Annotated in this window: 21 protein-coding genes and 1 riboswitch; of the genes, 8 read left to right on the top strand and 13 right to left on the bottom strand. The window is 65.4% G+C overall.

What is annotated here, in order from left to right:
- The first annotated feature begins 213 nt into the window (after positions 1-213).
- A complete protein-coding gene (locus E8F11_RS24125) occupies positions 214-669 on the top strand; it encodes a transposase (protein WP_280291439.1) in 456 nt (151 codons plus the stop codon).
- A 126-nt stretch (positions 670-795) separates the two neighbouring features.
- Here the strand turns inward: E8F11_RS24125 and E8F11_RS24120 are convergent, their stop codons facing one another.
- Positions 796-2,211, bottom strand: coding sequence for a PLP-dependent aminotransferase family protein (locus E8F11_RS24120; protein WP_280291438.1), 1,416 nt, complete (start codon positions 2,209-2,211; stop codon positions 796-798).
- 186 nt (positions 2,212-2,397) lie between these two features.
- Here E8F11_RS24120 and E8F11_RS24115 point away from each other — a divergent pair, with 186 nt between their 5' ends.
- Positions 2,398-2,631, top strand: coding sequence for a DUF1127 domain-containing protein (locus E8F11_RS24115; RefSeq protein WP_280291437.1), 234 nt, complete (start codon positions 2,398-2,400; stop codon positions 2,629-2,631).
- A gap of 15 nt (positions 2,632-2,646) precedes the next feature.
- On the opposite strand, the gene E8F11_RS24110 is transcribed toward E8F11_RS24115, so the two are convergent.
- The 4 genes from E8F11_RS24110 to E8F11_RS24095 all read right to left on the bottom strand — a co-directional run bounded on the left by E8F11_RS24110 (position 2,647) and on the right by E8F11_RS24095 (position 5,827).
- On the bottom strand, positions 2,647-3,537 hold the full coding sequence (locus E8F11_RS24110; protein ID WP_280291436.1) for a hypothetical protein: 891 nt from the start codon (positions 3,535-3,537) through the stop codon (positions 2,647-2,649).
- Between the two features lie 45 nt (positions 3,538-3,582).
- Positions 3,583-4,440, bottom strand: a complete 858-nt coding sequence (locus tag E8F11_RS24105) for an HDOD domain-containing protein (RefSeq protein ID WP_280291435.1) — start codon at positions 4,438-4,440, stop codon at positions 3,583-3,585.
- An 84-nt stretch (positions 4,441-4,524) separates the two neighbouring features.
- Positions 4,525-5,280: a transporter substrate-binding domain-containing protein gene (locus E8F11_RS24100; protein ID WP_280291434.1), complete on the bottom strand. Its 756-nt coding sequence runs from the start codon at positions 5,278-5,280 to the stop codon at positions 4,525-4,527.
- 52 nt (positions 5,281-5,332) lie between these two features.
- Positions 5,333-5,827, bottom strand: a complete 495-nt coding sequence (locus E8F11_RS24095) for a M48 family metallopeptidase (RefSeq protein WP_280291433.1) — start codon at positions 5,825-5,827, stop codon at positions 5,333-5,335.
- 550 nt (positions 5,828-6,377) lie between these two features.
- On the opposite strand from E8F11_RS24095, the gene E8F11_RS24090 reads away from it, so the two are divergent.
- Positions 6,378-7,049 carry a polysaccharide lyase family 7 protein gene (locus E8F11_RS24090; RefSeq protein ID WP_280291432.1) on the top strand — a complete coding sequence of 224 codons (672 nt, stop codon included), beginning with the start codon at positions 6,378-6,380 and terminating at the stop codon, positions 7,047-7,049.
- Between the two features lie 97 nt (positions 7,050-7,146).
- Here E8F11_RS24090 and E8F11_RS24085 read toward each other — a convergent pair whose 3' ends face one another.
- From E8F11_RS24085 to tkt, 6 genes are all read right to left on the bottom strand, one after another.
- Positions 7,147-7,620: a hypothetical protein gene (locus tag E8F11_RS24085; RefSeq protein ID WP_280291431.1), complete on the bottom strand. Its 474-nt coding sequence runs from the start codon at positions 7,618-7,620 to the stop codon at positions 7,147-7,149.
- 66 nt (positions 7,621-7,686) lie between these two features.
- Positions 7,687-8,751, bottom strand: a complete 1,065-nt coding sequence (gene fba / locus E8F11_RS24080; protein ID WP_280291430.1) for a class II fructose-bisphosphate aldolase — start codon at positions 8,749-8,751, stop codon at positions 7,687-7,689.
- 122 nt (positions 8,752-8,873) lie between these two features.
- Positions 8,874-9,191, bottom strand: a complete 318-nt coding sequence (locus E8F11_RS24075; protein ID WP_280291429.1) for an MliC family protein — start codon at positions 9,189-9,191, stop codon at positions 8,874-8,876.
- Between the two features lie 301 nt (positions 9,192-9,492).
- A complete protein-coding gene (locus E8F11_RS24070; protein WP_280291428.1) occupies positions 9,493-10,653 on the bottom strand; it encodes a phosphoglycerate kinase in 1,161 nt (386 codons plus the stop codon).
- A gap of 28 nt (positions 10,654-10,681) precedes the next feature.
- Positions 10,682-11,731, bottom strand: a complete 1,050-nt coding sequence (gene epd, locus E8F11_RS24065) for an erythrose-4-phosphate dehydrogenase (RefSeq protein ID WP_280291426.1) — start codon at positions 11,729-11,731, stop codon at positions 10,682-10,684.
- Between the two features lie 96 nt (positions 11,732-11,827).
- Positions 11,828-13,828: a transketolase gene (gene tkt, locus E8F11_RS24060; RefSeq protein ID WP_280291425.1), complete on the bottom strand. Its 2,001-nt coding sequence runs from the start codon at positions 13,826-13,828 to the stop codon at positions 11,828-11,830.
- A 238-nt stretch (positions 13,829-14,066) separates the two neighbouring features.
- Here tkt and E8F11_RS24055 point away from each other — a divergent pair, with 238 nt between their 5' ends.
- The 3 genes from E8F11_RS24055 to ligB all read left to right on the top strand — a co-directional run bounded on the left by E8F11_RS24055 (position 14,067) and on the right by ligB (position 18,176).
- A complete protein-coding gene (locus tag E8F11_RS24055) occupies positions 14,067-15,068 on the top strand; it encodes a metalloregulator ArsR/SmtB family transcription factor (protein WP_280291423.1) in 1,002 nt (333 codons plus the stop codon).
- Between the two features lie 19 nt (positions 15,069-15,087).
- On the top strand, positions 15,088-16,278 hold the full coding sequence (metK, locus tag E8F11_RS24050) for a methionine adenosyltransferase (protein ID WP_280291422.1): 1,191 nt from the start codon (positions 15,088-15,090) through the stop codon (positions 16,276-16,278).
- A gap of 224 nt (positions 16,279-16,502) precedes the next feature.
- A complete protein-coding gene (gene ligB, locus E8F11_RS24045; protein WP_280291421.1) occupies positions 16,503-18,176 on the top strand; it encodes an NAD-dependent DNA ligase LigB in 1,674 nt (557 codons plus the stop codon).
- Here ligB and E8F11_RS24040 read toward each other — a convergent pair.
- Both E8F11_RS24040 and E8F11_RS24035 read right to left on the bottom strand, forming a co-directional pair.
- Positions 18,170-18,622 (bottom strand): cytochrome c, encoded by a 453-nt coding sequence (locus E8F11_RS24040; RefSeq protein WP_280291420.1) that lies wholly within the window; start codon positions 18,620-18,622, stop codon positions 18,170-18,172. The genes ligB and E8F11_RS24040 overlap by 7 nt on opposite strands.
- 312 nt (positions 18,623-18,934) lie before the next feature.
- A complete protein-coding gene (locus E8F11_RS24035; protein WP_280291418.1) occupies positions 18,935-19,324 on the bottom strand; it encodes a hotdog domain-containing protein in 390 nt (129 codons plus the stop codon).
- Positions 19,325-19,509: 185 nt separating this feature from the next.
- Positions 19,510-19,682, top strand: a riboswitch (S-adenosyl-L-homocysteine riboswitch).
- A gap of 22 nt (positions 19,683-19,704) precedes the next feature.
- Between E8F11_RS24035 and ahcY the strand changes: the two genes are divergently transcribed.
- Complete coding sequence (gene ahcY, locus E8F11_RS24030; protein WP_280291417.1) at positions 19,705-21,114, top strand: adenosylhomocysteinase; 1,410 nt, start codon at positions 19,705-19,707, stop codon at positions 21,112-21,114.
- A 96-nt stretch (positions 21,115-21,210) separates the two neighbouring features.
- On the top strand, positions 21,211-22,056 hold the full coding sequence (gene metF / locus E8F11_RS24025; RefSeq protein ID WP_280291416.1) for a methylenetetrahydrofolate reductase [NAD(P)H]: 846 nt from the start codon (positions 21,211-21,213) through the stop codon (positions 22,054-22,056).
- Positions 22,057-22,187: the final 131 nt, after the last annotated feature.

The following is a 22,187-nucleotide window of genomic DNA, read 5'->3' as shown; positions in this document are numbered from 1 at the left end:
TTCTTGTGGGGGCGAATTCATTCGCTAAGCAGACCGCAGGTCTGCCCGGGGACTTCTGGGGGCCGCTTCGCGCCCCTTAGCGAATGAATCCGCCCCCACAGAAAGTCGGCCCTCAGCAGCTTCCTAGGCGAGGTTCATCCATTTCCCAGCCAGCACCAGCCCAATCATTGGCCCACGCCTCATAAAGTCATTGCCTTCTCTACCCCGAGGGCAATGGATATGCCGAGCGACGATCTTCTCCGGGGCCGTATCTCGCGAGCCGGCCAGATCTACCACATCACCACGACCACCGAAGGGCGAGCTCCGTTGTTCAGGGACTTCACCATGGCCCGCCTGGTCATCGGCGAGATGCGTCGCCTGCAAGAACAGAACCTGCTCCACTCCATCGCATGGGTACTGATGCCGGACCATCTGCACTGGCTGCTGCGGCTCAACGGTCCGGTGGCCATAGCCAGCGCAGTCAAGGTGCTCAAGGGTCGCTCCTCCCGACAGTTGGGCCATTTCCTGCCGGGTTCCCAACCGATCTGGCAGAAAGGTTTTCACGATCATGCCCTGCGGAGGGAAGAAGACATCCGCAACGTCGCCCGCTATATCGTGGCCAATCCCCTGAGGGCCGGACTGGTGGAACAGATAGGCGACTACCCCTTCTGGGATGCCCACTGGCTTTGAGTTCCTGTGGGGGCGAATTCATTCGCAAAGGGTCGCAAAGCGGCCCCATGGGACTCGAGGGCAGACCTGCGGTCTGCATAGCGAATGAATTCGCCCCCACAAAAGTCGATCCCACCCGCATAGCCGTTACATCCCCATCAACTCCCGCACCGTCTCCCCCACCGCCCTCACCGCTGCCTCGATGGCCGGAGTGGGCTTGGAGGAGTAGTTCATCCGCAGGCAGTTCCGGTACTTGCCGGAGGCGGAGAAGATGCTGCCCGCGGCGATCTGCACACCCTTGGGCAACAGGGCGCGGTTCAGACGCAGGGTGTCGAAATCCTCGGCCAGCTCCACCCAGAGCATGAAGCTGCCCTGGGGCCGGCTGGCACGGGTGCCTGCGGGGAAGTAGCGCATCACCCAGTCGATCATCCGGTCACGGTTGCTCTGGTACTGGCTGCGCATGCGCCGCAGGTGCGGTTCGTAGTGGCCCTTGCCGATGAACTCGGCCAGGGCCAGCTGCGGCTGGGTGGCGGTGGCGCCGGTGGAGATGTACTTCATGTGCAGCACCCGGTCGAGGTAGCGGCCGGGGGCGATCCAGCCGACGCGAATGCCCGGCGCCACCGTCTTGGAGAAGGAGCTGCAGAGCAGCACGCGGCCGTCGTCGTCGTAGGACTTGATGGTGCGCGGACGCGGATACTGGTAGGCGAGGTCGCCGTAGACGTCGTCTTCGAGGATCGGCACGTCATAGCGCTGGGCCAGGGTCAGCAGGGCGCGCTTGCGCGCCTCCGGCATGATGTAGCCGAGCGGGTTGTTGCAATTCGGGGTGAGCTGGATCAGCTTGATCGGCCACTGCTCCAGGGCCAGCTCCAGCGCCTCCAGGCTGATGCCGTTGAGCGGGTCGGTGGGCAGTTCCAGGGCTTTCATGCCGAAGCCCTTGAGGGTCTGCATGGCGCCGTGGAAGCTCGGCGAATCCACCGCCACAATGTCGCCCGGCTCGCACGTGGAGCGGATGGCCACCGACAGCGCCTCGTGGCAGCCGGTGGTGATGACGATGTCGCTCGCGGGGATCTGGCAGCCGGAATCCAGCGCCAGGCGCGCCACCTGTTCGCGCAGGGCCTGGGTGCCGTAGATGCTGTCGTAGTAGAGGCCGCTACCGTCCTGGCGCCGGCTGATCTGCCCGAGGCTGCGCAACAGCGGTTTCAGGGTGGGGCTGGTGATGTCCGGCATGCCGCGGCCGAGCTGCAGGACATTGTCCTTGGCGCTGCGCTTGATCAGGTCGAGAACGTCGTTCCACTGGGAAACATCCACCGGCCGCTGCGGCGCCCGGCTCACCGCGGGCAGCGCCGGGGTCTGGCGGCGCGGCGGGACGAAGTAGCCGGACTTCGGGCGCGGCTCGGCGAGGCCGCTGTCCTCGAGGATACGGTAGGCCTGCTGCACCGTGCTCAGGCTGACGCCATGCTCCAGGCTCAGGGCACGTACCGAAGGCAGGCGGTCGCCGGGGCGGTAGTAGCCCTGCTCGATGCGTTCGCCGAGGGTCTCCGCCAGCTTGATATAGAGCTTCATGACAGTCTCCCGGGTTGGCACGAACCCGCAAGAGGACCAGTACAGATGGTCCTTGAATTGAAGATTCAGATAGAAAAACACGCAATCTGTATGAAAGAAATATACAGATCGTGAATCTGTATTGAGACCCGTCCGACCGCCATCATGACTCCACCCCAATCACCACTGGGCATGAGGAACGCGATGATGAACGGCCTGAGCGATGTACGCCTGACTCTCCACGCACGGGAACTGGAACGGGAGCAGCGCGACTCTGTATCCCTGGCGCCACCGCTGCCGGGCAACCGCTGGGACCGCTTCTGGATGCGCCTGCATACCCGCCGAGCCCTGCTGGAACTGGATGCTCGCCTGCTGCGCGACGTCGGCCTGACCCGCGAGCAGGCCCAGGAGGAAGCACTCAAGCCTTTCTGGAAACTCTGATTTCGCCCGTACGGATCAGGGCCAGGGCTTCCAGTCGTCGGTAGGCGCCTTCAGCGGCGCCTGCAGGCGCTGGAACGCGGGTTGCGCCTGGAGCTTGCGCAGGGCTTCGGCCAGGCGCTGGTCCACCCACTTGCCGCGCGGGTTGTCCGCCACCAGCCACCTTACCGGGTAAAGGCCGAAGTCCTGGACCCTGAGCTGGGCGCGCAGTCCCAGGCGGTCGACCTCGTGCTCGGTTTCCAGAACCGCGAACACATAGCCATCGATGCGTCCGCGCACCAGTTTCTGCAGGCTGCTCTCGATGCTGTTGCCGGACAGCGCGGGAAAACCCAGCCAGGGCGCATGGGCGCGATCGGTCTCGACCCTGTAGGGATAGGCCAGGCTGCGCAGGGCCGGGTCGACGGTCGGTGCGGCGAGTTGCTCCTGCAGTTCGTCCAGGCGCCAGCTGCGCCCGAGCAGCGGGCTCAGCTGCGCCTGCTGCGCGGCGCCCAGACCGCTGGCAGCCAGGCGCTCGGCGGTGAGCACATGGGCCGGGTCGAGCAACTGGGCGACGCTGAGGGCATTGGCGCGCCGGGTGAAAAGACCGAAGCGCACCTGCCACAAGGTCCCCGAGCCATAGCGCAGCCCGCCCGGCAGGCGCGGCAGGTTGCCGAGAAAAGGCACCTGGAACTCGCACTGCGCGTTCTGCAGCAGGTTGAAGGTGCGGGCGAAGGGGGTGATCTGAAGTTCGAAGTCGATATCCGGCAGCTGTTCATCGAGGGCACGGACCAGGTCCGGCAGCGGGCCGGTGCCGTCCGCCTCGGCCAGCCCCGGCACCTCGGCCACCGCCACCCGCCACTGCTCCGCGGCCGGGAGCGGCTGCACCCAGGCCAGGCACAGGCTGAGACAGAGCATCACGAAGAGGCGCATGGAACACCCGCGGCACGGAGGTACGCCTGAGTATAGGTGCGGGCTCTAGCGCAGCAGGCTGGCCATGCGCTGGATGGCGTCCTGCTGGGCGGAAACCAGGGCCAGGCCGCCGCCGGCATCCAGCGTATCCTGGGGCGGCGCCAGCTTGCGGTAGGCGGCGAGCTCGACGATGGGGGGCAGCAGGGCGAAGCGGCCTTCGTTGCGCAGGGCGTGGTAGAGACCGAGGTTGACCAGGTCGATCAGATCAACCCGGCTGCCGCTGCCGGCGTCCCACTGACCGGCGCTGCGCACCACGTCGATGTAGCCTTCATCCACCGCCCACTTCTTCAGCACGATCACGCCGAGGGACTTGCCGTACTCGCGGCAAAGCCGTGCGTACACATCCGGGGTCGGGACCTGGCTGGCGTCCTTGAACGCCGAGAGCACCGCCAGTTCGCCCACGTCACTGAGCAGGCTGGCCAGCAGCGCGTGGTCCGCCGAGGGGAAGCCCAGGGGCCGTGCCAGCACGGCGCTGATGCTGGCCTGGCGGGTCAAGCGGCCCCAGACGCCGATGAACAATTGCTTGTGCGCGGCACTGTGCAGGGTGAACAGGCTCTTCAGGCTGTGCACCAGGGTGATGCGGTCCACCTCCTGCAGGCCGAGCAGGCGAATCACGTCCTCCAGAGTCTTGGGTGGCAGGGTGGAGCGGAACATGATGCTGGAGGCGTGCTTCATCAGCAGGGCGCTGAGTGCCGGGTCCTTGCTGATGACCTGTTTCAGCCGCGCAACAGTGACGTTGGGATCGGCCAGGGCGCGGCGGATATCCAGGGTGATCATCGGCAGGCTGGGCAGCTGCTCCTCACCGTTCATCAACTGGGTGACCACCCTGCGGTAGATCGAATAATCCGACTCTGCTGCGCTCAATTCGGCTCTCCCTTTTTTTGGCGGGAGTGTAGCCGTCGCCAGCGCGCTCGCCCATGGGCGCTGCAAAGCAATTGGACAGTCTGCTCAGGGCAGCGGCACGCCGTAGGGCTTGGCGAGCCTCTCCAGCCGACCATCGGTTCGCATCTTGCGCAGCAACCGGCCTATGTCGTCACGCAGCTGGCGGTGGGACTCGCCCCTGGGCAGGGCGAAATAGCCGACCTGGGTATCGATCGCCGGATCGAGGCGGCGCACTTTCCCACCAATACCAAGTTCGTCGATGCGTGGCAGGGAGTCCCGTTCGTTGCTCGCCACCAGATCGGCGCGGCCGGCCATCAGCAGCTTGAGGGCAAGTTCGACCGAGGGCGCGACATGCAGGTCGAGCTGGCCGCGCATGGCCTCGAAACGTTCGCCGTAACTCCAGCCATGGATGATCGCGATACGTCTTCCCTGCAGGCTGGCCAGGCTACCGTCCCAGGCGCTGGTGGTATCCCTGCGGGCGTAGAAGACCACGCGGTCGCGATAGAAACCGGGCTCGGCGAACTGGAAGCGCCGCTCCCGCGCGGCGGTGCGATAGGGCCCGACCAGGATGTCGGCGCGCCCCTCTTGCACCAGCTTCTGCGCGCGCGCCCAGGGGTAGACTTCGAAACGCACCTGGTCGCCCAGTTCCCTGGCCACCGCGCGCAGTACATCCGCCCCTAGCCCACTGATCTCGCCGTCGGCTTCCCGGGCATAGATACCGGGGAATTCGGTGCCGACGGCAAGCAAGTCACGGGCGCCGGCGAAGGGGACCAGGCCCAGCACCCAGAGAATGACGCAGAGGATGCGGTAGGTCGGACACATGCCCGCGGACCTCGGTCGGCTGCTCCTCTGAGCCTAGCAGCCGGCGCCCCCCTCAGCCCTCGAGCTCACGCCAGGTGAGATACACCCGCAGGTCGAACTCCAGCTGGTGGTAACCCGGCAGCATGTACTCGCAGAGCTGGTAGAAGGCCTTGCTGTGGTCGCGCTCCTTCAGGTGCGCCAGCTCGTGGACCAGGATCATGCTGAGGAACTCGGGCGCGGCGTCCTTGAACAGCGAAGCGACGCGGATCTCCTTCTTCGCCTTGAGCTTGCCGCCCTGCACCCGCGAGATCGCCGTGTTCAGGCCGAGGGCCTTGTGCACCACGTCCAGCTTGTTGTCATAGAGCACCTTGTCCGGCGCCGGGGCGTTGCGCAGGTGTTCCTGCTTCAGGGCCATGGCATAGCTGTACAGCGCCTTGTCGCTCTGCACCTCGTGGCGCCCCGGATAGCGACGCTCCAGGTAGTCCCCGAGACGGCCGGCCGCGATCATCTGGGCCACCTGCTCCTGCAGGCTGGCGGGGTAACCCCGGAGATACTTGAGAGCGGTCATGGTGCGGCGGTCGACAGTCGAAAAGGGCGACAGTCTACCCGACCGCGTTCCGCCACGGGCGCCGGAACGACCGGTCGCGCCAATCGCCTGCGCAACCTCCGGCACAACGCCCGAAGCGAGAGGACAATGATTCCAGCATTTTTATCCATACCGCTCGTCTGATAATTTATTCTGGATTTTCGCTCCGGGAACCGGACCGCTCCAAAAAACCGGCGCCCGCCGCCGTAAATTTTCCTTATCCATCAAGGACGGGCCTTTCCGCCCGTTGTACGGCACTCAGGCAGAGGCCGATAGCGCAATACTGGCCATCGTGGAAAATATCAAAAAATTGACGCCAACAACGTGACGAGCAGCGCCTGACAGGCGCTCGGACAGGCCTTATAAAGCGCTTGCGAGATGGCCCCAAACGCCTTCGGACGACACGGCGGGCAACTGCCAACAGCAACCTTCACTTTTAGTTCGAGCGCAACTGGCCGGCACGCCGTCACAGCGAAAAGCAGCGACGAGGATACGCAGCGCCCGACTGAAAGTTCTTTTTGAGAACTCAGTCATGATCGACCTCTCTACCTGGAATCTCACGCTGCCCGTCGGCGAACCCGCCATCACCATCGAAACCCCGGCGCTGCTTGGCGGCTACCGGGATCAATTCTTCCAGCCCACCACCGACAGCCTGTTCTTCTGGACGCCGGTCAACGGCACCACCACCGCCAACGCCAGCTACCCGCGCACCGAACTGCGCGAGACCTACGCCGACGGCAGGCTGCGCAACTGGACCTACGCCGGCGCCGACAATGTGCTGAGCGCCAACCTGAGCGTGAGCCAGGTGCCTTCCACCGGGAAGGTCGTGATCGGCCAGATCCATGCCTACGGCAGCACCAGCCCGCTGATCAAGCTGGAGTACCAGTTCAAGACCAAGACCAACACCGCGAACATAGTCGCCAAGGTGCGCAACAGCCCGAACGACGAAACCAGCACCGTGATTCCGCTGCTCAGCGGCATTCCCCTGAACCAGCGCTTCAGCTATGTGATCGACCTGTCGCCCAATGGCCAGCTCAGTGTCATGGTCAACAGCAGCCTGTGGAGCCAGCAGCTGAGCTCGGAATGGGCCCCCAAGCCGCTGTACTTCAAGGCTGGGGTCTATGCCCAGGACAACACGGGGTACGAGACCGAGGCGGGGGCGGCGACCTTCTACAACCTGAAGATCGAGCATCGGGGGCTGTGAGCAACCCTCTCCCCCAGCCCCTCTCCCTTCAGGGGCGAACAGGCACGCCTTTGGAAGCACCGCTTCCGGTGCCTGCGAGCGCCTGATCGCGAAGCGATCACGGCTGGGGCGCGGAGCGGGGGCTGGGGGAGAGGGCAGACGGCTCCAGGCACCGTGCCAATGCCTTCGCATCCGTCAGCGCGCAAGGCTCATCCCCCAGGTAACTCCGATAGACCCTGAGCAGGTCGGCCTCACCGATCCGACAGTTCCCCGCCGGGCACTGGCTGGCGAACTCGAAACGTCCGGCCGGCGGGGTTGCCAGGCGGATCTTCAGCGACGGCCAGCCGGATGGCTTGGCCGCCGAGGGCGTGAACAGCCAGTCGCCCTTGCGCTGCACCAGGGCGCCGCCCGCCTCGGCGTAGTCGAAGACGAACATCAAGGTGCGCGAGGTCTTGGTGGTGCAGTCGGTGCGGTCGAGGCACTGCTGCGGGTCGCTGGAAACTGGCTCCGGCGGAGGCGCGGGAGCCACCGGCGGCTGGCCGGCACAGCCCGCGAGCAGCAGGACGAAGCCCATCGTCAGGGGCAGGCGCATCGAAAACTCCTTGTGCCGGATACGAAAGAGCCCCGCATTGCGGGGCTCCTCGTGCAGGCCGTGGGATCAGTTGACCTTGGCGGCCAGCTCGCCTTTGGCGTAGCGCGCGAACATGCCATCCAGGGAGATCGGCTTGATCTTGGAGGCATTGCCGGCGGTGCCGAAGGCTTCGTAGCGGGCGATGCAGATGTCGCGCATGGCTTCGACGGTCTTGGCGAAGTATTTGCGCGGATCGAACTCGGCCGGATTCTGCGCCATGAAGCGACGGATGGCGCCAGTGGAAGCCAGGCGCAGGTCGGTGTCGATGTTCACCTTGCGTACGCCGTACTTGATGCCTTCGACGATTTCTTCGACCGGCACGCCGTAGGTTTCCTTAATGTCGCCGCCGAACTCGTTGATGATCGCCAGCCAGTCCTGCGGCACGGAGGAAGAACCGTGCATCACCAGGTGGGTGTTGGGGATGCGCTTGTGGATTTCCTTGATGCGGTCAATGGCGAGGATGTCGCCGGTCGGCGGCTTGGTGAACTTGTAGGCGCCATGGCTGGTGCCGATGGCAATGGCCAGGGCGTCGACCTGGGTCTTCTTGACGAAGTCGGCGGCCTCTTCCGGGTCGGTCAGCATCTGGCTGTGGTCGAGGATGCCCTCGGCGCCGACGCCATCTTCTTCACCGGCCTGGCCGGTTTCCAGGCTGCCCAGGCAGCCCAGTTCGCCTTCCACGGATACGCCGCAGGCGTGGGCGAAGGCTACGGTCTGCTGGGTCACGCGGACGTTGTAGTCGTAGTCGGCCGGGGTCTTGCCGTCTTCACGCAGGGAGCCGTCCATCATCACCGAGGAAAAGCCCAGCTGGATCGAGCGCTGGCAGACGTCCGGGCTGGTGCCGTGGTCCTGGTGCATGCACACCGGGATATGCGGGAATTCTTCGATGGCGGCCAGGATCAGGTGGCGCAGGAAGGGGGCGCCGGCGTATTTGCGGGCACCGGCGGAAGCCTGCACGATCACCGGGGAGTCGGTCTTGTCGGCCGCTTCCATGATGGCGCGCATCTGTTCCAGGTTGTTGACGTTGAAAGCCGGGACGCCGTAGCCGAATTCGGCGGCGTGGTCCAGCATCTGGCGCATGCTGATGAGTGCCATGGTGTTTCAGTCTCCCGAGTGGGTGGGCTGTCAGATTGCAAAGCCTGCCGCAGGGGCGGGCCGGGTTCAAGTTCCCGGGGAGGAGCGGTCATCCGCCGACCTCGGGGAAAATCAAAATCAGCTCAGGGCGCCGTGCAGCCGCGACCTATCAGGTCGTCAGTGGCTACCCAGTAGACCAGGCCTTCATCACCCTGGGTGTGGAAAGCCAGGTTGCCGTCGCTGTACAGGGCTCCGGAGCCCGACGGCTCCTGCTTCAGGCGGTGGACGATATCGCCGCCACCCAGTCGCAGGTCGACGCTTTCCTTGTCTGCATCGGTGAAGCGCCACAGCACTTCGGTCTGGCTGTCACAGACCCAGCGGGTCCAGTGATCCTCTACCGCCTGCTGGCTGGTGCAACCTGCCAGCAGGGCCAGCGTCGCCAGGGCGAACGGGCCTTTCATCCCTACTCCTTGATGCGGCTCCGCCACATGTCCATCGTCAGGGGCAATGCTGCCCCCCTTCGTTACCATCGCCAGGCGGTTCTCCGCTGCCTTGCGCTTCCACCCGCTGGTCGTCCTGGTTGCCCGGAACTATCACCTGCGGCGGGCTGATCACTTCACAGGCACTGGAAGGCCTACCACCCGCACAACCCAGGAGCGCAGCCCCCAGGATCAGCAGAATCGCAACGTGGCGCATGGCAGGCACTCCTTTTTGCGGGCCCTGTTAAAGGGACCACGGAGCCCTGCCATGGTTTAGGCCGTTTTACTTGGCGCGCTGTTCCAGCACTTCCACGGCAGGCAGCACTTTACCTTCGACGAACTCGAGGAAGGCGCCACCACCGGTGGAAATGTAGGAGATCTGCTCGCCCACGCCGTACTTGTCGATCGCCGCCAGGGTGTCGCCACCACCGGCAATGGAGAAGGCCGGGCTTTCGGCGATGGCCAGGGCCAGGGCCTTGGTGCCGTTGCCGAACTGGTCGAACTCGAACACGCCGACCGGACCGTTCCAGAGGATGGTCTTCGACGACTTCAGCAGTTCGGCGAACTGCGCGGCGGTTTGCGGGCCGATGTCGAGGATCATGTCGTCGTCGGCCACCTCGCTGATGAGCTTGACGGTGGCGGCGGCGCTTTCGGCGAATTCCTTGGCGACCACCACGTCCACCGGCAGCGGCACGCTGACCTTGGCGGCGATGGCCTTGGCGGTGTCCACCAGGTCAGCCTCGTACAGCGACTTGCCGACCTTGTAACCGGCAGCGGCGAGGAAGGTGTTGGCGATGCCGCCACCGACGATCAGTTGGTCGCAGATCTGGCTCAGCGAGTTCAGCACGTCCAGCTTGGTGGAAACCTTGGAGCCGGCGACGATGGCGGCCATCGGGCGCGCCGGGCTGCCCAGGGCCTTGCCCAGGGCGTCCAGTTCGGCGGCCAGCAGGGGACCGGCAGCGGCCACCTTGGCGAACTTGGCCACGCCGTGGGTCGAACCCTCGGCACGGTGGGCGGTGCCGAAGGCGTCCATCACGAAGACGTCGCACAGGGCGGCGTACTGCTGGGCCAGTTCATCGGCGTTCTTCTTCTCTCCCTTGTTGAAGCGCACGTTCTCGAACAGCACCACCTGGCCAGGCTGCACGTCCACGCCGCCGAGGTAGTCGGCCACCAACGGCACTTCGCGGCCCAGGGCCTTGCTCAGGTAGTCGGCCACCGGCTTGAGGCTGTTCTCTTCGGAGAACTCGCCCTCGGTGGGACGGCCCAGGTGGGAGCAGACCATCACCGCCGCGCCCTTCTCCAGTGCCAGCTTGATGGTCGGCAGGGAGGCGAGGATGCGCGCATCACTTTTGACGACGCCGTCCTTCACCGGCACGTTGAGATCCTCACGGATCAGCACGCGCTTACCCTGGAGGTCGAGGTCGGTCATTTTCAACACGGTCATGGGGTCAGTCCTTCACGGGGGCTGGTTGTTAACGAGAAACAGCGGAAACACGCAGGTAGTGGTCTGCGGTGTCGAGCATGCGGTTGGCGAAGCCCCATTCGTTGTCGAACCAGGCCAGCAGGTTGACCAGGCGCGGGCCGGACACGCGGGTCTGGCTGCCGTCGACTATGGCGGAGTGGGGATCGTGGTTGAAATCGCAACTGGCGTGGGGCAGTTCGGTGTAGGCCAGCAGGCCCTTCAGCGGGCCGTTCTCGGCGGCGTCACGGAGCACCTGGTTGATCTCGGCGGCCGAGGTGTCGCGGGCGGTCTGCAGGGTGATGTCGAGGCAGGAGACATTCACCGTGGGCACACGGATGGCCTTGGCCTGGATGCGCCCCGCCAATTCCGGCAGCAGGCGCTCGATGCCACGGGCGAGGCCGGTGGACACCGGGATCACCGACTGGAATGCCGAGCGGGTGCGGCGCAGGTCTTCGTGGTGGTAAGCGTCGATCACAGGCTGGTCGTTCATCGCCGAGTGGATGGTGGTAATGGAGACGTACTCCAGACCCACGGACTCGTTGAGAAGTTTCAACAGGGGCACGCCGCAGTTGGTGGTGCAGGAGGCGTTGGACACCAGTTTCTCGGTGCCGCTCAGGCTGTCCTGGTTGACCCCGTAGACGATGGTGGCGTCGATGTCCGCCTCGCCACCCATGGGCTGGGAGAACAGTACCCGCGGTGCGCCGGCAGCGATGAAGCGCTCGGCGTCCTGGCGATGGGTGTACTGGCCGGAGCATTCCAGCACCAGGTCGACACCCAGGGCGGCCCAGTCGATGCCCTCGGGCTCGGCGTGGCGCAGCACCTTCACGCTATCGCCATTGATATGCAGGCAATCGCCGTCCACCCGAACTTCGCCGGGAAATCGGCCATGGGTGGAGTCGAAGCGGGTCAGGTATTCGATGCTGGCCTGGTCGGCCAGGTCGTTCAGCGCGACGATTTCGAAGTTCGCCCCGTTACTGCGTTCGTAGAGCGCGCGCAGCACGCAGCGGCCAATGCGGCCGTAGCCATTGAGGGCGACTTTGAAGGGGCGATTGCTGGGCATGGGGCGCTCGCAGGGCTGGGGGGAAGGAAACCCTGTAGGAGCGAGCCTGCTCGCGAAACAAAAGCTTCGCGAGCAGGCTCGCTCCTACGATGAGGGTCAGACGTCCAGCAGTTCTTCGGCGGTGGCGACGATGTTGTCGACGGTGAAGCCGAAGTGCTCGAACAGCGCGGCGGCCGGGGCCGACTCACCGAAGCTGGTCATGCCGATGACGCGGCCTTCCAGGCCTACGTACTTGAACCAGAAATCGGCATGTGCGGCCTCGATGGCGATGCGCGCACCGACCTGCACCGGCAGCACGGCCTGCTTGTAGGCGGCGTCCTGCTGGTCGAACAGGTTGGTGGACGGCATGGAAACCACGCGCACCTTGCGGCCGGCGGCGGAGAGCTTGTCCCAGGCCTGCACGGCCAGGCCGACTTCGGAGCCGGTGGCGATCAGGATCAGCTCGGGCTCGCCCTCGCTGTCCTTCAGTACGTAGCCACCGCGGGCGATGTCCGCCACCTGGGCGGCGTCGCGTGCCTGGTGGGGCAGGTTCTGGCGGGAGAAGATCAGCGCGCTCGGGCCGTCGTTACGCTCGATGGAGGACTTCCAGGCCACGGCGGATTCCACCGCGTCGGCCGGACGCCAGGTGTTCAGGTTCGGGGTGCAGCGCAGGCTGGCCAGTTGCTCGACCGGCTGGTGGGTCGGGCCGTCTTCACCCAGACCGATGGAGTCGTGGGTGTAGACGAAGAGCACGCGCTTCTTCATCAAGGCGGCCATGCGCACGGCGTTGCAGGCGTATTCCATGAACACCAGGAAGGTGGCGCCATAGGGAATGAAGCCGCCATGCAGGGCGATGCCGTTCATGATGGCGCTCATGCCGAACTCGCGAACGCCGTAGTACAGGTAGTTGCCGGAGGCGTCGGAGGCCGTCACGCCCTTGCAACCCTTCCACAGGGTCAGGTTGGAGCCGGCGAGGTCAGCGGAACCGCCGAGGAACTCCGGCAGCAGCGGGCCGAAGGCGTTCAGGGCGTTCTGGCTGGCCTTGCGGCTGGCGATGGTTTCGCCCTTGGCGGCGACGTCGGCGATGTAGGCGTCGGCCTTGGCGGAGAAGTCGGCCGGCAGCTGGCCCTTGATGCGGCGCTGGAGCTCGGCGGCCAGTTCCGGATGAGCGGCGGCATAGGCGTTGAGCCGCTCATTCCAGGCAGCTTCGCGGGCAGCGCCGGCGGCCTTGGCGTCCCACTCGGCATAGATCTCGGCCGGGACTTCGAAGGGCGCATGGCTCCAGCCCAGGGCAGCGCGGGTCAGGGCGATTTCGTCATTGCCCAGCGGCGCGCCGTGGCACTCTTCCTTGCCTTGCTTGTTCGGCGAACCGAATCCGATCACGGTCTTGCAGCAGATCAGGGTCGGACGGTCGCCGGACTTGCGTGCGGTCTCGATGGCGGTCTTGATCTCGTCGGCGTCATGGCCGTCGACGTTGCGGATCACCTGCCAGCCGTAGGCTTCGAAGCGCTTGGGGGTGTCGTCGGTGAACCAGCCGTGGACTTCGCCGTCGATGGAGATGCCGTTGTCGTCGTAGAAGGCGATCAGCTTGCCCAGGCCCAGGGTGCCGGCCAGGGCGCAGACTTCGTGGGAAATGCCTTCCATCATGCAGCCGTCGCCGAGGAACACGTAGGTGTTGTGGTCGACGATGCTGTGGCCGTCACGGTTGAACTGCGCGGCCAGGGTCTTCTCGGCGATGGCGAAACCAACGGCGTTGGCGAGGCCCTGGCCCAGCGGACCGGTGGTGGTCTCGACGCCGGCGGTGTAGCCGTATTCCGGGTGGCCCGGGGTGCGGCTGCCCAGCTGGCGGAAGTTCTTCAGGTCTTCGATGCCGAGGTCGTAGCCGGTGAGGTGCAGCAGCGAGTAGGCCAGCATCGAGCCGTGGCCGTTGGACAGCACGAAGCGGTCTCGGTTGGGCCATTCGGGGTTGTTCGGGTTGTGCTGCAGGTAATCCCGCCAGAGCACTTCGGCGATATCGGCCATACCCATGGGGGCGCCGGGGTGGCCGCTGTTGGCTTTCTGCACCGCATCCATGCTCAGGGCACGGATGGCATTGGCACGCTCACGACGGCTGGGCATCGCTTATCTCCTGCAGGTCTGAATAGACGGCTAATCGAAAAAAGGCCGCCATTTTCGCCCAGCCGGCAGGTCGCGGGCAATCACAGATGGTCGCAGTTTCGCCGCAGGCGGTGCGAAAGTCCCGCCGCAGTGGGCCGAAGGGGTCGAGAAATATCCACCGACCGCCGATCAGCCAATATCAAAACTTTTTGATATTGGCATTGCGACCTCGGGGGACGGGGGCTAGACTGCGCCCCCTATGAGCCTGCGCGTACCCCAGATCCGTCATGACGACAGCGACGAGCTGGCCGCCCTGTGCAAGGCCGGCGGCGATCCGCTGCGGCTGAACGTGCTGCGGGTGCTGGCCAACGACTCCTTCGGCGTGCTGGAACTGGCACAGATCTTCGCCACCGGCCAGTCGGGCATGAGCCATCACCTCAAGGTACTGGCCCAGGCAGGCCTGGTGGCCACGCGGCGCGAGGGCAATGCGATCTTCTATCGCCGCGCACTGGCGCAGAACGAGCGGGTCGGCGGCACCCTGCACGCGGCCCTGCTGGCCGAGGTCGACGAACTCGAGCTGCCGGCCGAGATCGGTGCGCGGATAGCCGAGGTGCACGCCCAGCGCGCAGCTGTCAGCCGCGACTTCTTCGCCCGCGCGGCGGAAAAATTCCAGGCACAGCAGGACCTGATCGCAGGACTGCCGCAATACCGTGAAAGTGTATTGGCATTGCTCGATGCCCTGGGCTTTCCCTCCGGCGCCACGGCGCTGGAAGTCGGCCCCGGCGACGGCGGTTTCCTGCCGGACCTGGCCCGGCGCTTTGCCCACGTCACCGCGCTGGACAACAGTGTGGCGATGCTGGAGCTGGCGCGGATGCGCTGTAGCGAGGAAGGCCTCGGCAACGTCGAACTCAGGCTCGCCGATGCCCTGAATGACGAGCAGGCGGCCGCCGATTGCGTGGTGCTGAACATGGTCCTGCACCATTTCGCGGCGCCGGCCGATGCGATGAAACAGTTGGCCCAGCGGGTGCAGCCTGGCGGCAGCCTGCTGGTGACCGAGTTGTGCAGCCACAACCAGAGTTGGGCCAGGGAGGCCTGCGGCGATCTATGGTTGGGCTTCGAACAGGATGACCTGGCCCGTTGGGCCAATGCCGCGGGGCTCACGCCCGGCGAGAGCCTCTACATTGGCTTGCGAAACGGCTTTCAGATTCAGGTGAGGCACTTCGCCAAACCGGACTCACGAAGCGAACTCACCCACCGGTAACTAATAGGAAAACCGATAGATGAGCGAATACTCCCTGTTTACCTCCGAATCCGTGTCCGAAGGCCATCCGGACAAGATCGCCGACCAGATTTCCGATGCCGTCCTCGACGCCATCATCTCCCAGGACAAGCACGCCCGCGTCGCCTGCGAAACCCTGGTCAAGACCGGTGTCGCCATCATCGCCGGCGAAGTGACCACCTCCGCCTGGGTCGACCTGGAAGAACTGGTGCGCAAGGTCATCATCGACATCGGCTACAACAGCTCCGAAGTCGGTTTCGATGGCGCCACCTGCGGCATCCTCAACATCATTGGCAAGCAGTCCCCTGATATCAACCAGGGTGTCGACCGCGCCAAGCCTGAAGACCAGGGCGCCGGCGACCAGGGCCTGATGTTCGGCTACGCCAGCAACGAAACCGACGTGTTGATGCCCGCCCCGATCTGCTTCTCCCACCGTCTGGTGGAGCGCCAGGCCGAAGCCCGCAAATCCGGTCTGCTGCCGTGGCTGCGTCCGGATGCCAAGAGCCAGGTCACCTGCCGCTACGAGAACGGCAAGGTAGTCGGCATCGACGCCATCGTGCTGTCCACCCAGCACAACCCCGACGTGAAGTACTCCGACCTGCGCGAAGGTGTGATGGAACTGATCGTCAAACACGCGATCCCGGCCGAACTGCTGCACAAGGACACCCAGTTCCACATCAACCCGACCGGCACCTTCGTGATCGGCGGCCCGGTGGGCGACTGCGGCCTGACCGGTCGCAAGATCATCGTCGACACCTACGGCGGCATGGCCCGCCACGGCGGCGGCGCCTTCTCCGGCAAGGACCCGTCCAAGGTGGACCGTTCCGCTGCCTACGCCGGCCGCTACGTGGCCAAGAACATCGTCGCCGCCGGCCTGGCCGAGCGTTGCGAGATCCAGGTTTCCTACGCCATCGGCGTGGCCCTGCCGACCTCCATCTCGATCAACACCTTCGGCACGGGGAAGATCAGCGACGACAAGATCGTCCAACTGGTTCGCGAGCACTTCGACCTGCGTCCGTACGCCATCACCAGGATGCTCGACCTGCTGCACCCGATGTACCAGCCCACCGCGGCTTACGGTCACTTCGGTCGCAACCCCTATGAAATGACCTACGGTGACGACACCTTCACCGCATTCACCTGGGAACGCACCGACAAGGCCGAAGCCCTGCGCGCCGCCGCAGGCCTCTAAGCCCTGCCGAAACAGGAAGCCCCGCCAAGTGCGGGGCTTTTTGTTGGGCGCGCCAAAGGTCCTACAAGGCGCAGCCCCATTGGATGGGTCGGGCGGCGTGCCGCGAGCGTAGCGATACCCATCGCCCCACATTCAGCGGCGCCCGAACAGACAACCGGTTCGGCACGCTCCCACAAGCCGGAATACTAGAGTGGTCGCCTCCCCAACGAGCAAGGAGGCTCGCCATGCACCGCTGGATTGCCCTGCCCTTTCTCTGCGTCACCCTCCCCGCCCTGGCCAATGGCTGCCCCGACTGGCCAGCGGGCCGTGCCAGCACCGAGCTGGCCGCACTCGACAGCCGCATCGCCGAATGGGACCTGGCCTATCACGCCCAGGGCCGCTCGGCGGTGGACGACGAACTCTATGATCAGGCCCGCTCCCGCCTGGAACAGCTGCGCGCCTGCTTCCCCGAGGTGGCGCCGCCGGTTCGCGATCCACTGGCGGGAAGCACCGGCAAGACCCTTCACCCGGTGCCGCAAAGCGGCCTGGACAAGCTGCGGGACATCGACGACCTGCGCCGCTGGATGGGCCAGCGGCGCGACCTCTGGGTACAGCCCAAGGTGGATGGCGTGGCGATCACGCTGGTCTACCGGCAGGGGCGACTGGTGCAGGCCATCAGCCGGGGCGACGGCAGCCAGGGGCAGGACTGGACCCGTCAGGCCTGGCGCATCGCCGCCATACCCGGCCAGCTGCCGGCCATTGGCGATGGCGTGCTGCAGGGCGAACTCTACTGGCGGCTGGACGCCCATGTGCAGGCCACCCAGGGTGGCCGGGGCGCCCGCGGCAAGGTGGCCGGGCTGCTCAATCGCCAGGACCTGGCCACGGACGATGCCGCCGGAATCGGTCTCTTCGTCTGGGACTGGCCGGACGGACCGGAGCGGATGGACGACCGTCTGCAGGGCCTGCAAACCATGGGCTTCGCCAGCGTCGCCGAGATGACCCGGCCGGTGCACAGTGCCGAGGACATCGCGGCCTGGCGCCAACACTGGTACCGCTCGCCCCTCCCCTTCGCCAGCGACGGCATCGTCGTTCGCCAAAGCCGACGGCCGGCCGCGCGGCAATGGCGGGCAGAGCCGCCGAACTGGGCCGTGGCCTGGAAATATCCCTTTGCCAAGGCGCTGGCGGAAGTTCGCGCGGTGGAGTTCAAGGTGGGCCGCACCGGCCGGGTCACGCCTTTGCTGCGCCTGGCGCCGGTGGAGCTCGACGGCCGGCGCATCCAGCGTATCGGCCTGGGCTCCCTCGAGCGCTGGCGGAGTCTGGATATCCGTCCCGGCGACCAGGTGGCCATCGCCCTGGCCGGGCTCACCATTCCGCGGCTGGACTCGGTGGTCTTGCGCGCCAGCCAGCGCCCCCGGGTGGAAGTGCCAGCACCGGACCGGTACCACGCCCTCAGTTGCTTCCGCCCCGCCGACGGCTGCACGGAGCAATTCCTCGCCCGCCTGGCCTGGCTGAGCGGCCCCAAGGGGCTGGCCTTGAAGGGCGTGGGACGCGGCACCTGGGCCCGCCTGGAACTGGATGGACTGCTGGAGTGGCTGGAACTGGATGCCCGGACGCTGACGCAACGACCGGGCATAGGCGACCGCCGGGCGGCGCAACTGGTGCAGCGCTTCGACGAAGCCCGCCGCCGGCCGTTCGGCCAGTGGCTGCGGGCACTGGGTATTCCGACGACGACTCCAGCCGCCCTGGTGGGCGACTGGGCGTCACTGAGCCTGCGGACATCGGCGGACTGGCAGGCACTGGCCGGCATCGGCCCGGCGCGGGCCGGTCAGCTCACGGCGTTCTTCCAGCACCCGGAAGTCCGTGAGCTGGCGCAGCGGCTCGGCGCCGAAGACGTAGAGGGATTCGCCGCACCTCAGTAGGCGCGGAACTCCTTGTGGCAGGCCTCGCAGTTGTCTTCCACCTTCTGCACCAGCGGCGCGACGCCCTGGGCGCTCAGCGGACGGGTCTGGGCGGCGCTGGCCAGTTGGCCGGTACTGGCTTCCAGCTCGCGGGCGAGAATCTGGAATCGTTCCTGGCGCTGCCAGACGTCGTCGCGGGCGGCGCTGTCGGAGTCGCCTTCCTTGATCTGCGGGAAGTGCTGCCAGGGCTGGCGGGAAAGCTGGTCGAGCCTGGTGGCATCGGTGGCGAAGCGCTGGTCGTCGAAGGCGATGCGGCCACGCAGCATGCCGCCGAGGTCTTCGCTGGTGCGGAGCATGTCCTTGAAGATCGCCTGGCGCTTGCCCAGCGGCGAATTGGGGTCCACGCCACCGCAGGCGGCAAGGCCCAGGCAGACGGCGACAACGATCAGGAGCTTCTTGGCATTCATCGGCAGGTCACGGGTCAGGCTGAAAGCGGGCGACAGTATCCCCAGCTGTCCGGCAAATACCAAGCCTGGCGACAGTTTGTCGCAGACCAGTGAAAGCGCGGTCCGCCCGCGCCAGCTCGCACTTACAGCCAGGACAGGGCCATCGAGCCTGGAGGAAAAAACCGATGAACAGACGCCTCCCCTGCCCCTTGCCAGCCTTCTCGCCGGCATCGTATTGGCCCAGGCCCGTGCCGAGCAGGACCTGCAGCCCCGAGCCGCGGGTACCGGACGGCCGGCTCGCCCGGACGACCGGCAGCCCGGCCAAGGCGCGGCCTATTCCTTGAACTGGTCCTTGATGAAGGTGATCTCGGTCTTGCCGTGGGGCGCCGGCAGGCCGTCAGGGCCGATATTGACGAAGACCATCTTGTCGATGGTGAGGATGCTCTTGCGGGTGATCTTGTTGCGCACTTCGCAGCACAGGGTGATGGAGGTGCGGCCGAACTCGGTGGCGGTGATGCCCAGCTCGATGATGTCGCTCTGGCGCGCCGAACTGACGAAGTTGATCTCGGAGATGAACTTGGTGACCACGCGCTGGTTACCGAGCTGGATGATGGCGTAGATGGCCGCCTCCTCGTCTATCCACTTCAGCAGGCTGCCGCCGAACAGGGTGCCGTTGGGGTTGAGGTCTTCGGGCTTGATCCATTTGCGCGTATGGAAATTCATACATCGTCCTCTTGGTAGTGAGATGCCGCGCATGATGAAGGGCTGGGCGCGGCGTGTCGCGGCACGGCTTTCAATGGGAACCATAGAGGCCCTGGCGGGCGACGGAAAGCCTTGGGCTTGCCCGCCGGCATCGTTATAATCCGCAGGCTTCAAACGGCCGGCACAGCTCCGGCCGCTCCCGCCACCCGTCCGAGGGGCGCTGCAGCAAGTGGTGCCTGTTTCGAATCTTGCGGACCTCAGAGTATTTCTGCGGCACTCGACCAGATTCGAATCAGGCTCCGCCTGTCAGGCTCGGATGGGGCGTAGACCCGGTCGGCCCCCGTCCGATCGACAAACGCATCAACGGCGCCCATTCGCACATTACGAATGGAGACTCATACATGAGTGCTGTCATGACGCCTGCCGATTTCAACGACTACAAGGTCGCCGACATTTCCCTGGCCGCCTGGGGCCGCCGCGAGCTGATCATCGCCGAATCCGAGATGCCCGCCCTGATGGGCCTGCGCCGCAAGTACGCCGGCCAGCAACCGCTCAAAGGCGCGAAGATCCTCGGCTGCATCCACATGACCATCCAGACCGGCGTGCTCATCGAGACCCTGACCGCCCTGGGCGCCGAAGTGCGCTGGTCCTCCTGCAACATCTTCTCCACCCAGGACCAGGCCGCCGCCGCCATCGCCGCCGCCGGCATCCCGGTATTCGCCTGGAAGGGCGAGACCGAGGAGGAGTACGAGTGGTGCATCGAGCAGACCATCCTCAAGGACGGCCAGCCGTGGGACGCCAACATGGTGCTGGACGACGGCGGTGACCTGACCGAGATCCTGCACAAGAAATACCCGGCGATGCTGGAGAAGATCCACGGCATCACCGAGGAAACCACCACCGGTGTGCACCGCCTGCTCGACATGCTCAAGGCCGGCACCCTGAAAGTCCCGGCGATCAACGTCAACGACTCGGTGACCAAGAGCAAGAACGACAACAAGTACGGCTGCCGCCACAGCCTGAACGACGCCATCAAGCGCGGCACCGACCACCTGCTGTCCGGCAAGCAGGCTCTGGTGATCGGCTACGGTGACGTGGGCAAGGGCTCGGCCCAGTCCCTGCGCCAGGAAGGCATGATCGTGAAGGTCTCGGAAGTCGACCCGATCTGCGCCATGCAGGCCTGCATGGACGGCTTCGAAGTGGTTTCGCCCTACAAGAACGGCCTGAACGACGGCAGCGAAGCCAGCGTCGACGCCGCCCTGCTGGGCAAGATCGACCTGATCGTCACCACCACCGGCAACGTCAACGTCTGCGACGCCAGCATGCTCAAGGCGCTGAAGAAGCGCGCGGTCGTCTGCAACATCGGTCATTTCGACAACGAGATCGACACCGCCTTCATGCGCAAGACCTGGGCCTGGGAAGAAGTGAAGCCGCAGGTGCACAAGATCCACCGCACCGGCAAGGACGGCTTCGACCCGCTCAACGACGACTACCTGATCCTGCTGGCCGAAGGCCGCCTGGTGAACCTGGGCAATGCCACCGGCCACCCGAGCCGGATCATGGATGGCTCCTTCGCCAACCAGGTGCTGGCGCAGATCCACCTGTTCGAGCAGAAGTTCGCCGACCTGTCGGCCGCCGACAAGGCCGCGCGCCTGACCGTCGAAGTACTGCCGAAGAAGCTGGACGAAGAAGTGGCGCTGGAAATGGTCAAGGGCTTCGGTGGCGTGGTCACCCAGCTGACCCGCCAGCAGGCCGACTACATCGGTGTGACGGTCGAAGGCCCGTTCAAGCCGGACAGCTATCGCTACTAACCGCAGCCCCAAGCTTCAAGCCGCAAGCTGCAAGTCGAGCCAGTCTCGCTTGCAGCTTGAAGCTTGGAGCTTGCCGCTGAGAAGGGAACCTTCTCCATGTCGCAAGAACGCCGTTACAGCTTCGAGTTCTTCCCCGCCAAGACCGAAGCCGGGCACGAAAAACTCATGGCCACCGCCCGTAACCTGGCCACCTACCAGCCGGACTTCTTCTCCTGCACCTACGGTGCCGGCGGCTCCACCCGCGACCGCACCCTGCAGACCGTGCTGCAGCTGGACGGCGAGGTGAAGGTGCCCACCGCACCGCACCTTTCCTGCGTCGGCGACAGCAAGGCCGAGCTCAGCGCCCTGCTGGCCCACTACAAGGATGCCGGCATCCAGCGCATCGTCGCCCTGCGCGGCGACCTGCCGTCCGGCATGGGCATGGCCAGTGGCGAGCTGCGTTTCGCCAACGAATTGGTGGAGTTCATCCGCAGCGAGACCGGTGACCACTTCCACATCGAAGTCGCCGCCTACCCGGAAGTGCACCCCCAGGCGCGCAGTTACGAGGCGGACCTCGCCAATTTCGTGCGTAAGGTCAAGGCCGGCGCCAGCAGCGCCATCACCCAGTACTTCTTCAACGCCGACAGCTATTTCTACTTCGTCGAGCGCGTACGCAAGCTGGGCGTGGATATCCCGGTGGTGCCGGGCATCATGCCGATCACCAACTACAGCAAGCTGGCGCGCTTCTCCGATGCCTGCGGCGCGGAAATCCCGCGCTGGATCCGCAAGCAGCTGGAGGCTTATGCCGATGATGTGCAGAGCATCCAGGCCTTCGGCGAGCAGGTGATCACCGAGATGTGCGAACGCCTGCTGCAGGGCGGCGCCCCGGGCCTGCACTTCTACACCCTGAACCAGGCCGAACCCAGCCTGGCGATCTGGAAGAACCTCAAGCTGCCGCGTTGAGATTGCAGGGTCGATGAAAGGCCGGGCCGAGTCCCGGCCTTTTTTTTGGTTCTTTGCGGATTTTCGGGGAGGCATTGGATTCGTGCTGGATGGGCAAGATTGTCGGATAGCCATTGATTGGCGCCGTGCAG

The organism is Pseudomonas sp. BN417, assembly GCF_029871205.1.
Lineage (GTDB): Bacteria > Pseudomonadota > Gammaproteobacteria > Pseudomonadales > Pseudomonadaceae > Metapseudomonas.
The sequence above is the reverse complement of the archived record's forward strand: the minus strand, read 5'-3'. Positions and strand labels throughout refer to the sequence as shown.

Excerpts from the sequence above, each read along its gene's own strand:
- E8F11_RS24125 (WP_280291439.1), top strand. The coding sequence starts at position 214 with ATGGATATGCCGAGCGACGATCTTCTCCGGGGCCGTATCTCGCGAGCC.
- E8F11_RS24120 (WP_280291438.1), bottom strand. The coding sequence starts at position 2,211 with ATGAAGCTCTATATCAAGCTGGCGGAGACCCTCGGCGAACGCATCGAG.
- E8F11_RS24115 (WP_280291437.1), top strand. The coding sequence starts at position 2,398 with ATGAACGGCCTGAGCGATGTACGCCTGACTCTCCACGCACGGGAACTG.
- E8F11_RS24110 (WP_280291436.1), bottom strand. The coding sequence starts at position 3,537 with ATGCGCCTCTTCGTGATGCTCTGTCTCAGCCTGTGCCTGGCCTGGGTG.
- E8F11_RS24100 (WP_280291434.1), bottom strand. The coding sequence starts at position 5,280 with ATGTGTCCGACCTACCGCATCCTCTGCGTCATTCTCTGGGTGCTGGGC.
- E8F11_RS24095 (WP_280291433.1), bottom strand. The coding sequence starts at position 5,827 with ATGACCGCTCTCAAGTATCTCCGGGGTTACCCCGCCAGCCTGCAGGAG.
- E8F11_RS24090 (WP_280291432.1), top strand. The coding sequence starts at position 6,378 with ATGATCGACCTCTCTACCTGGAATCTCACGCTGCCCGTCGGCGAACCC.
- E8F11_RS24085 (WP_280291431.1), bottom strand. The coding sequence starts at position 7,620 with ATGCGCCTGCCCCTGACGATGGGCTTCGTCCTGCTGCTCGCGGGCTGT.
- fba (WP_280291430.1), bottom strand. The coding sequence starts at position 8,751 with ATGGCACTCATCAGCATGCGCCAGATGCTGGACCACGCCGCCGAATTC.
- E8F11_RS24075 (WP_280291429.1), bottom strand. The coding sequence starts at position 9,191 with ATGAAAGGCCCGTTCGCCCTGGCGACGCTGGCCCTGCTGGCAGGTTGC.
- E8F11_RS24070 (WP_280291428.1), bottom strand. The coding sequence starts at position 10,653 with ATGACCGTGTTGAAAATGACCGACCTCGACCTCCAGGGTAAGCGCGTG.
- epd (WP_280291426.1), bottom strand. The coding sequence starts at position 11,731 with ATGCCCAGCAATCGCCCCTTCAAAGTCGCCCTCAATGGCTACGGCCGC.
- tkt (WP_280291425.1), bottom strand. The coding sequence starts at position 13,828 with ATGCCCAGCCGTCGTGAGCGTGCCAATGCCATCCGTGCCCTGAGCATG.
- E8F11_RS24055 (WP_280291423.1), top strand. The coding sequence starts at position 14,067 with ATGAGCCTGCGCGTACCCCAGATCCGTCATGACGACAGCGACGAGCTG.
- metK (WP_280291422.1), top strand. The coding sequence starts at position 15,088 with ATGAGCGAATACTCCCTGTTTACCTCCGAATCCGTGTCCGAAGGCCAT.
- ligB (WP_280291421.1), top strand. The coding sequence starts at position 16,503 with ATGCACCGCTGGATTGCCCTGCCCTTTCTCTGCGTCACCCTCCCCGCC.
- E8F11_RS24040 (WP_280291420.1), bottom strand. The coding sequence starts at position 18,622 with ATGAATGCCAAGAAGCTCCTGATCGTTGTCGCCGTCTGCCTGGGCCTT.
- E8F11_RS24035 (WP_280291418.1), bottom strand. The coding sequence starts at position 19,324 with ATGAATTTCCATACGCGCAAATGGATCAAGCCCGAAGACCTCAACCCC.
- ahcY (WP_280291417.1), top strand. The coding sequence starts at position 19,705 with ATGAGTGCTGTCATGACGCCTGCCGATTTCAACGACTACAAGGTCGCC.
- metF (WP_280291416.1), top strand. The coding sequence starts at position 21,211 with ATGTCGCAAGAACGCCGTTACAGCTTCGAGTTCTTCCCCGCCAAGACC.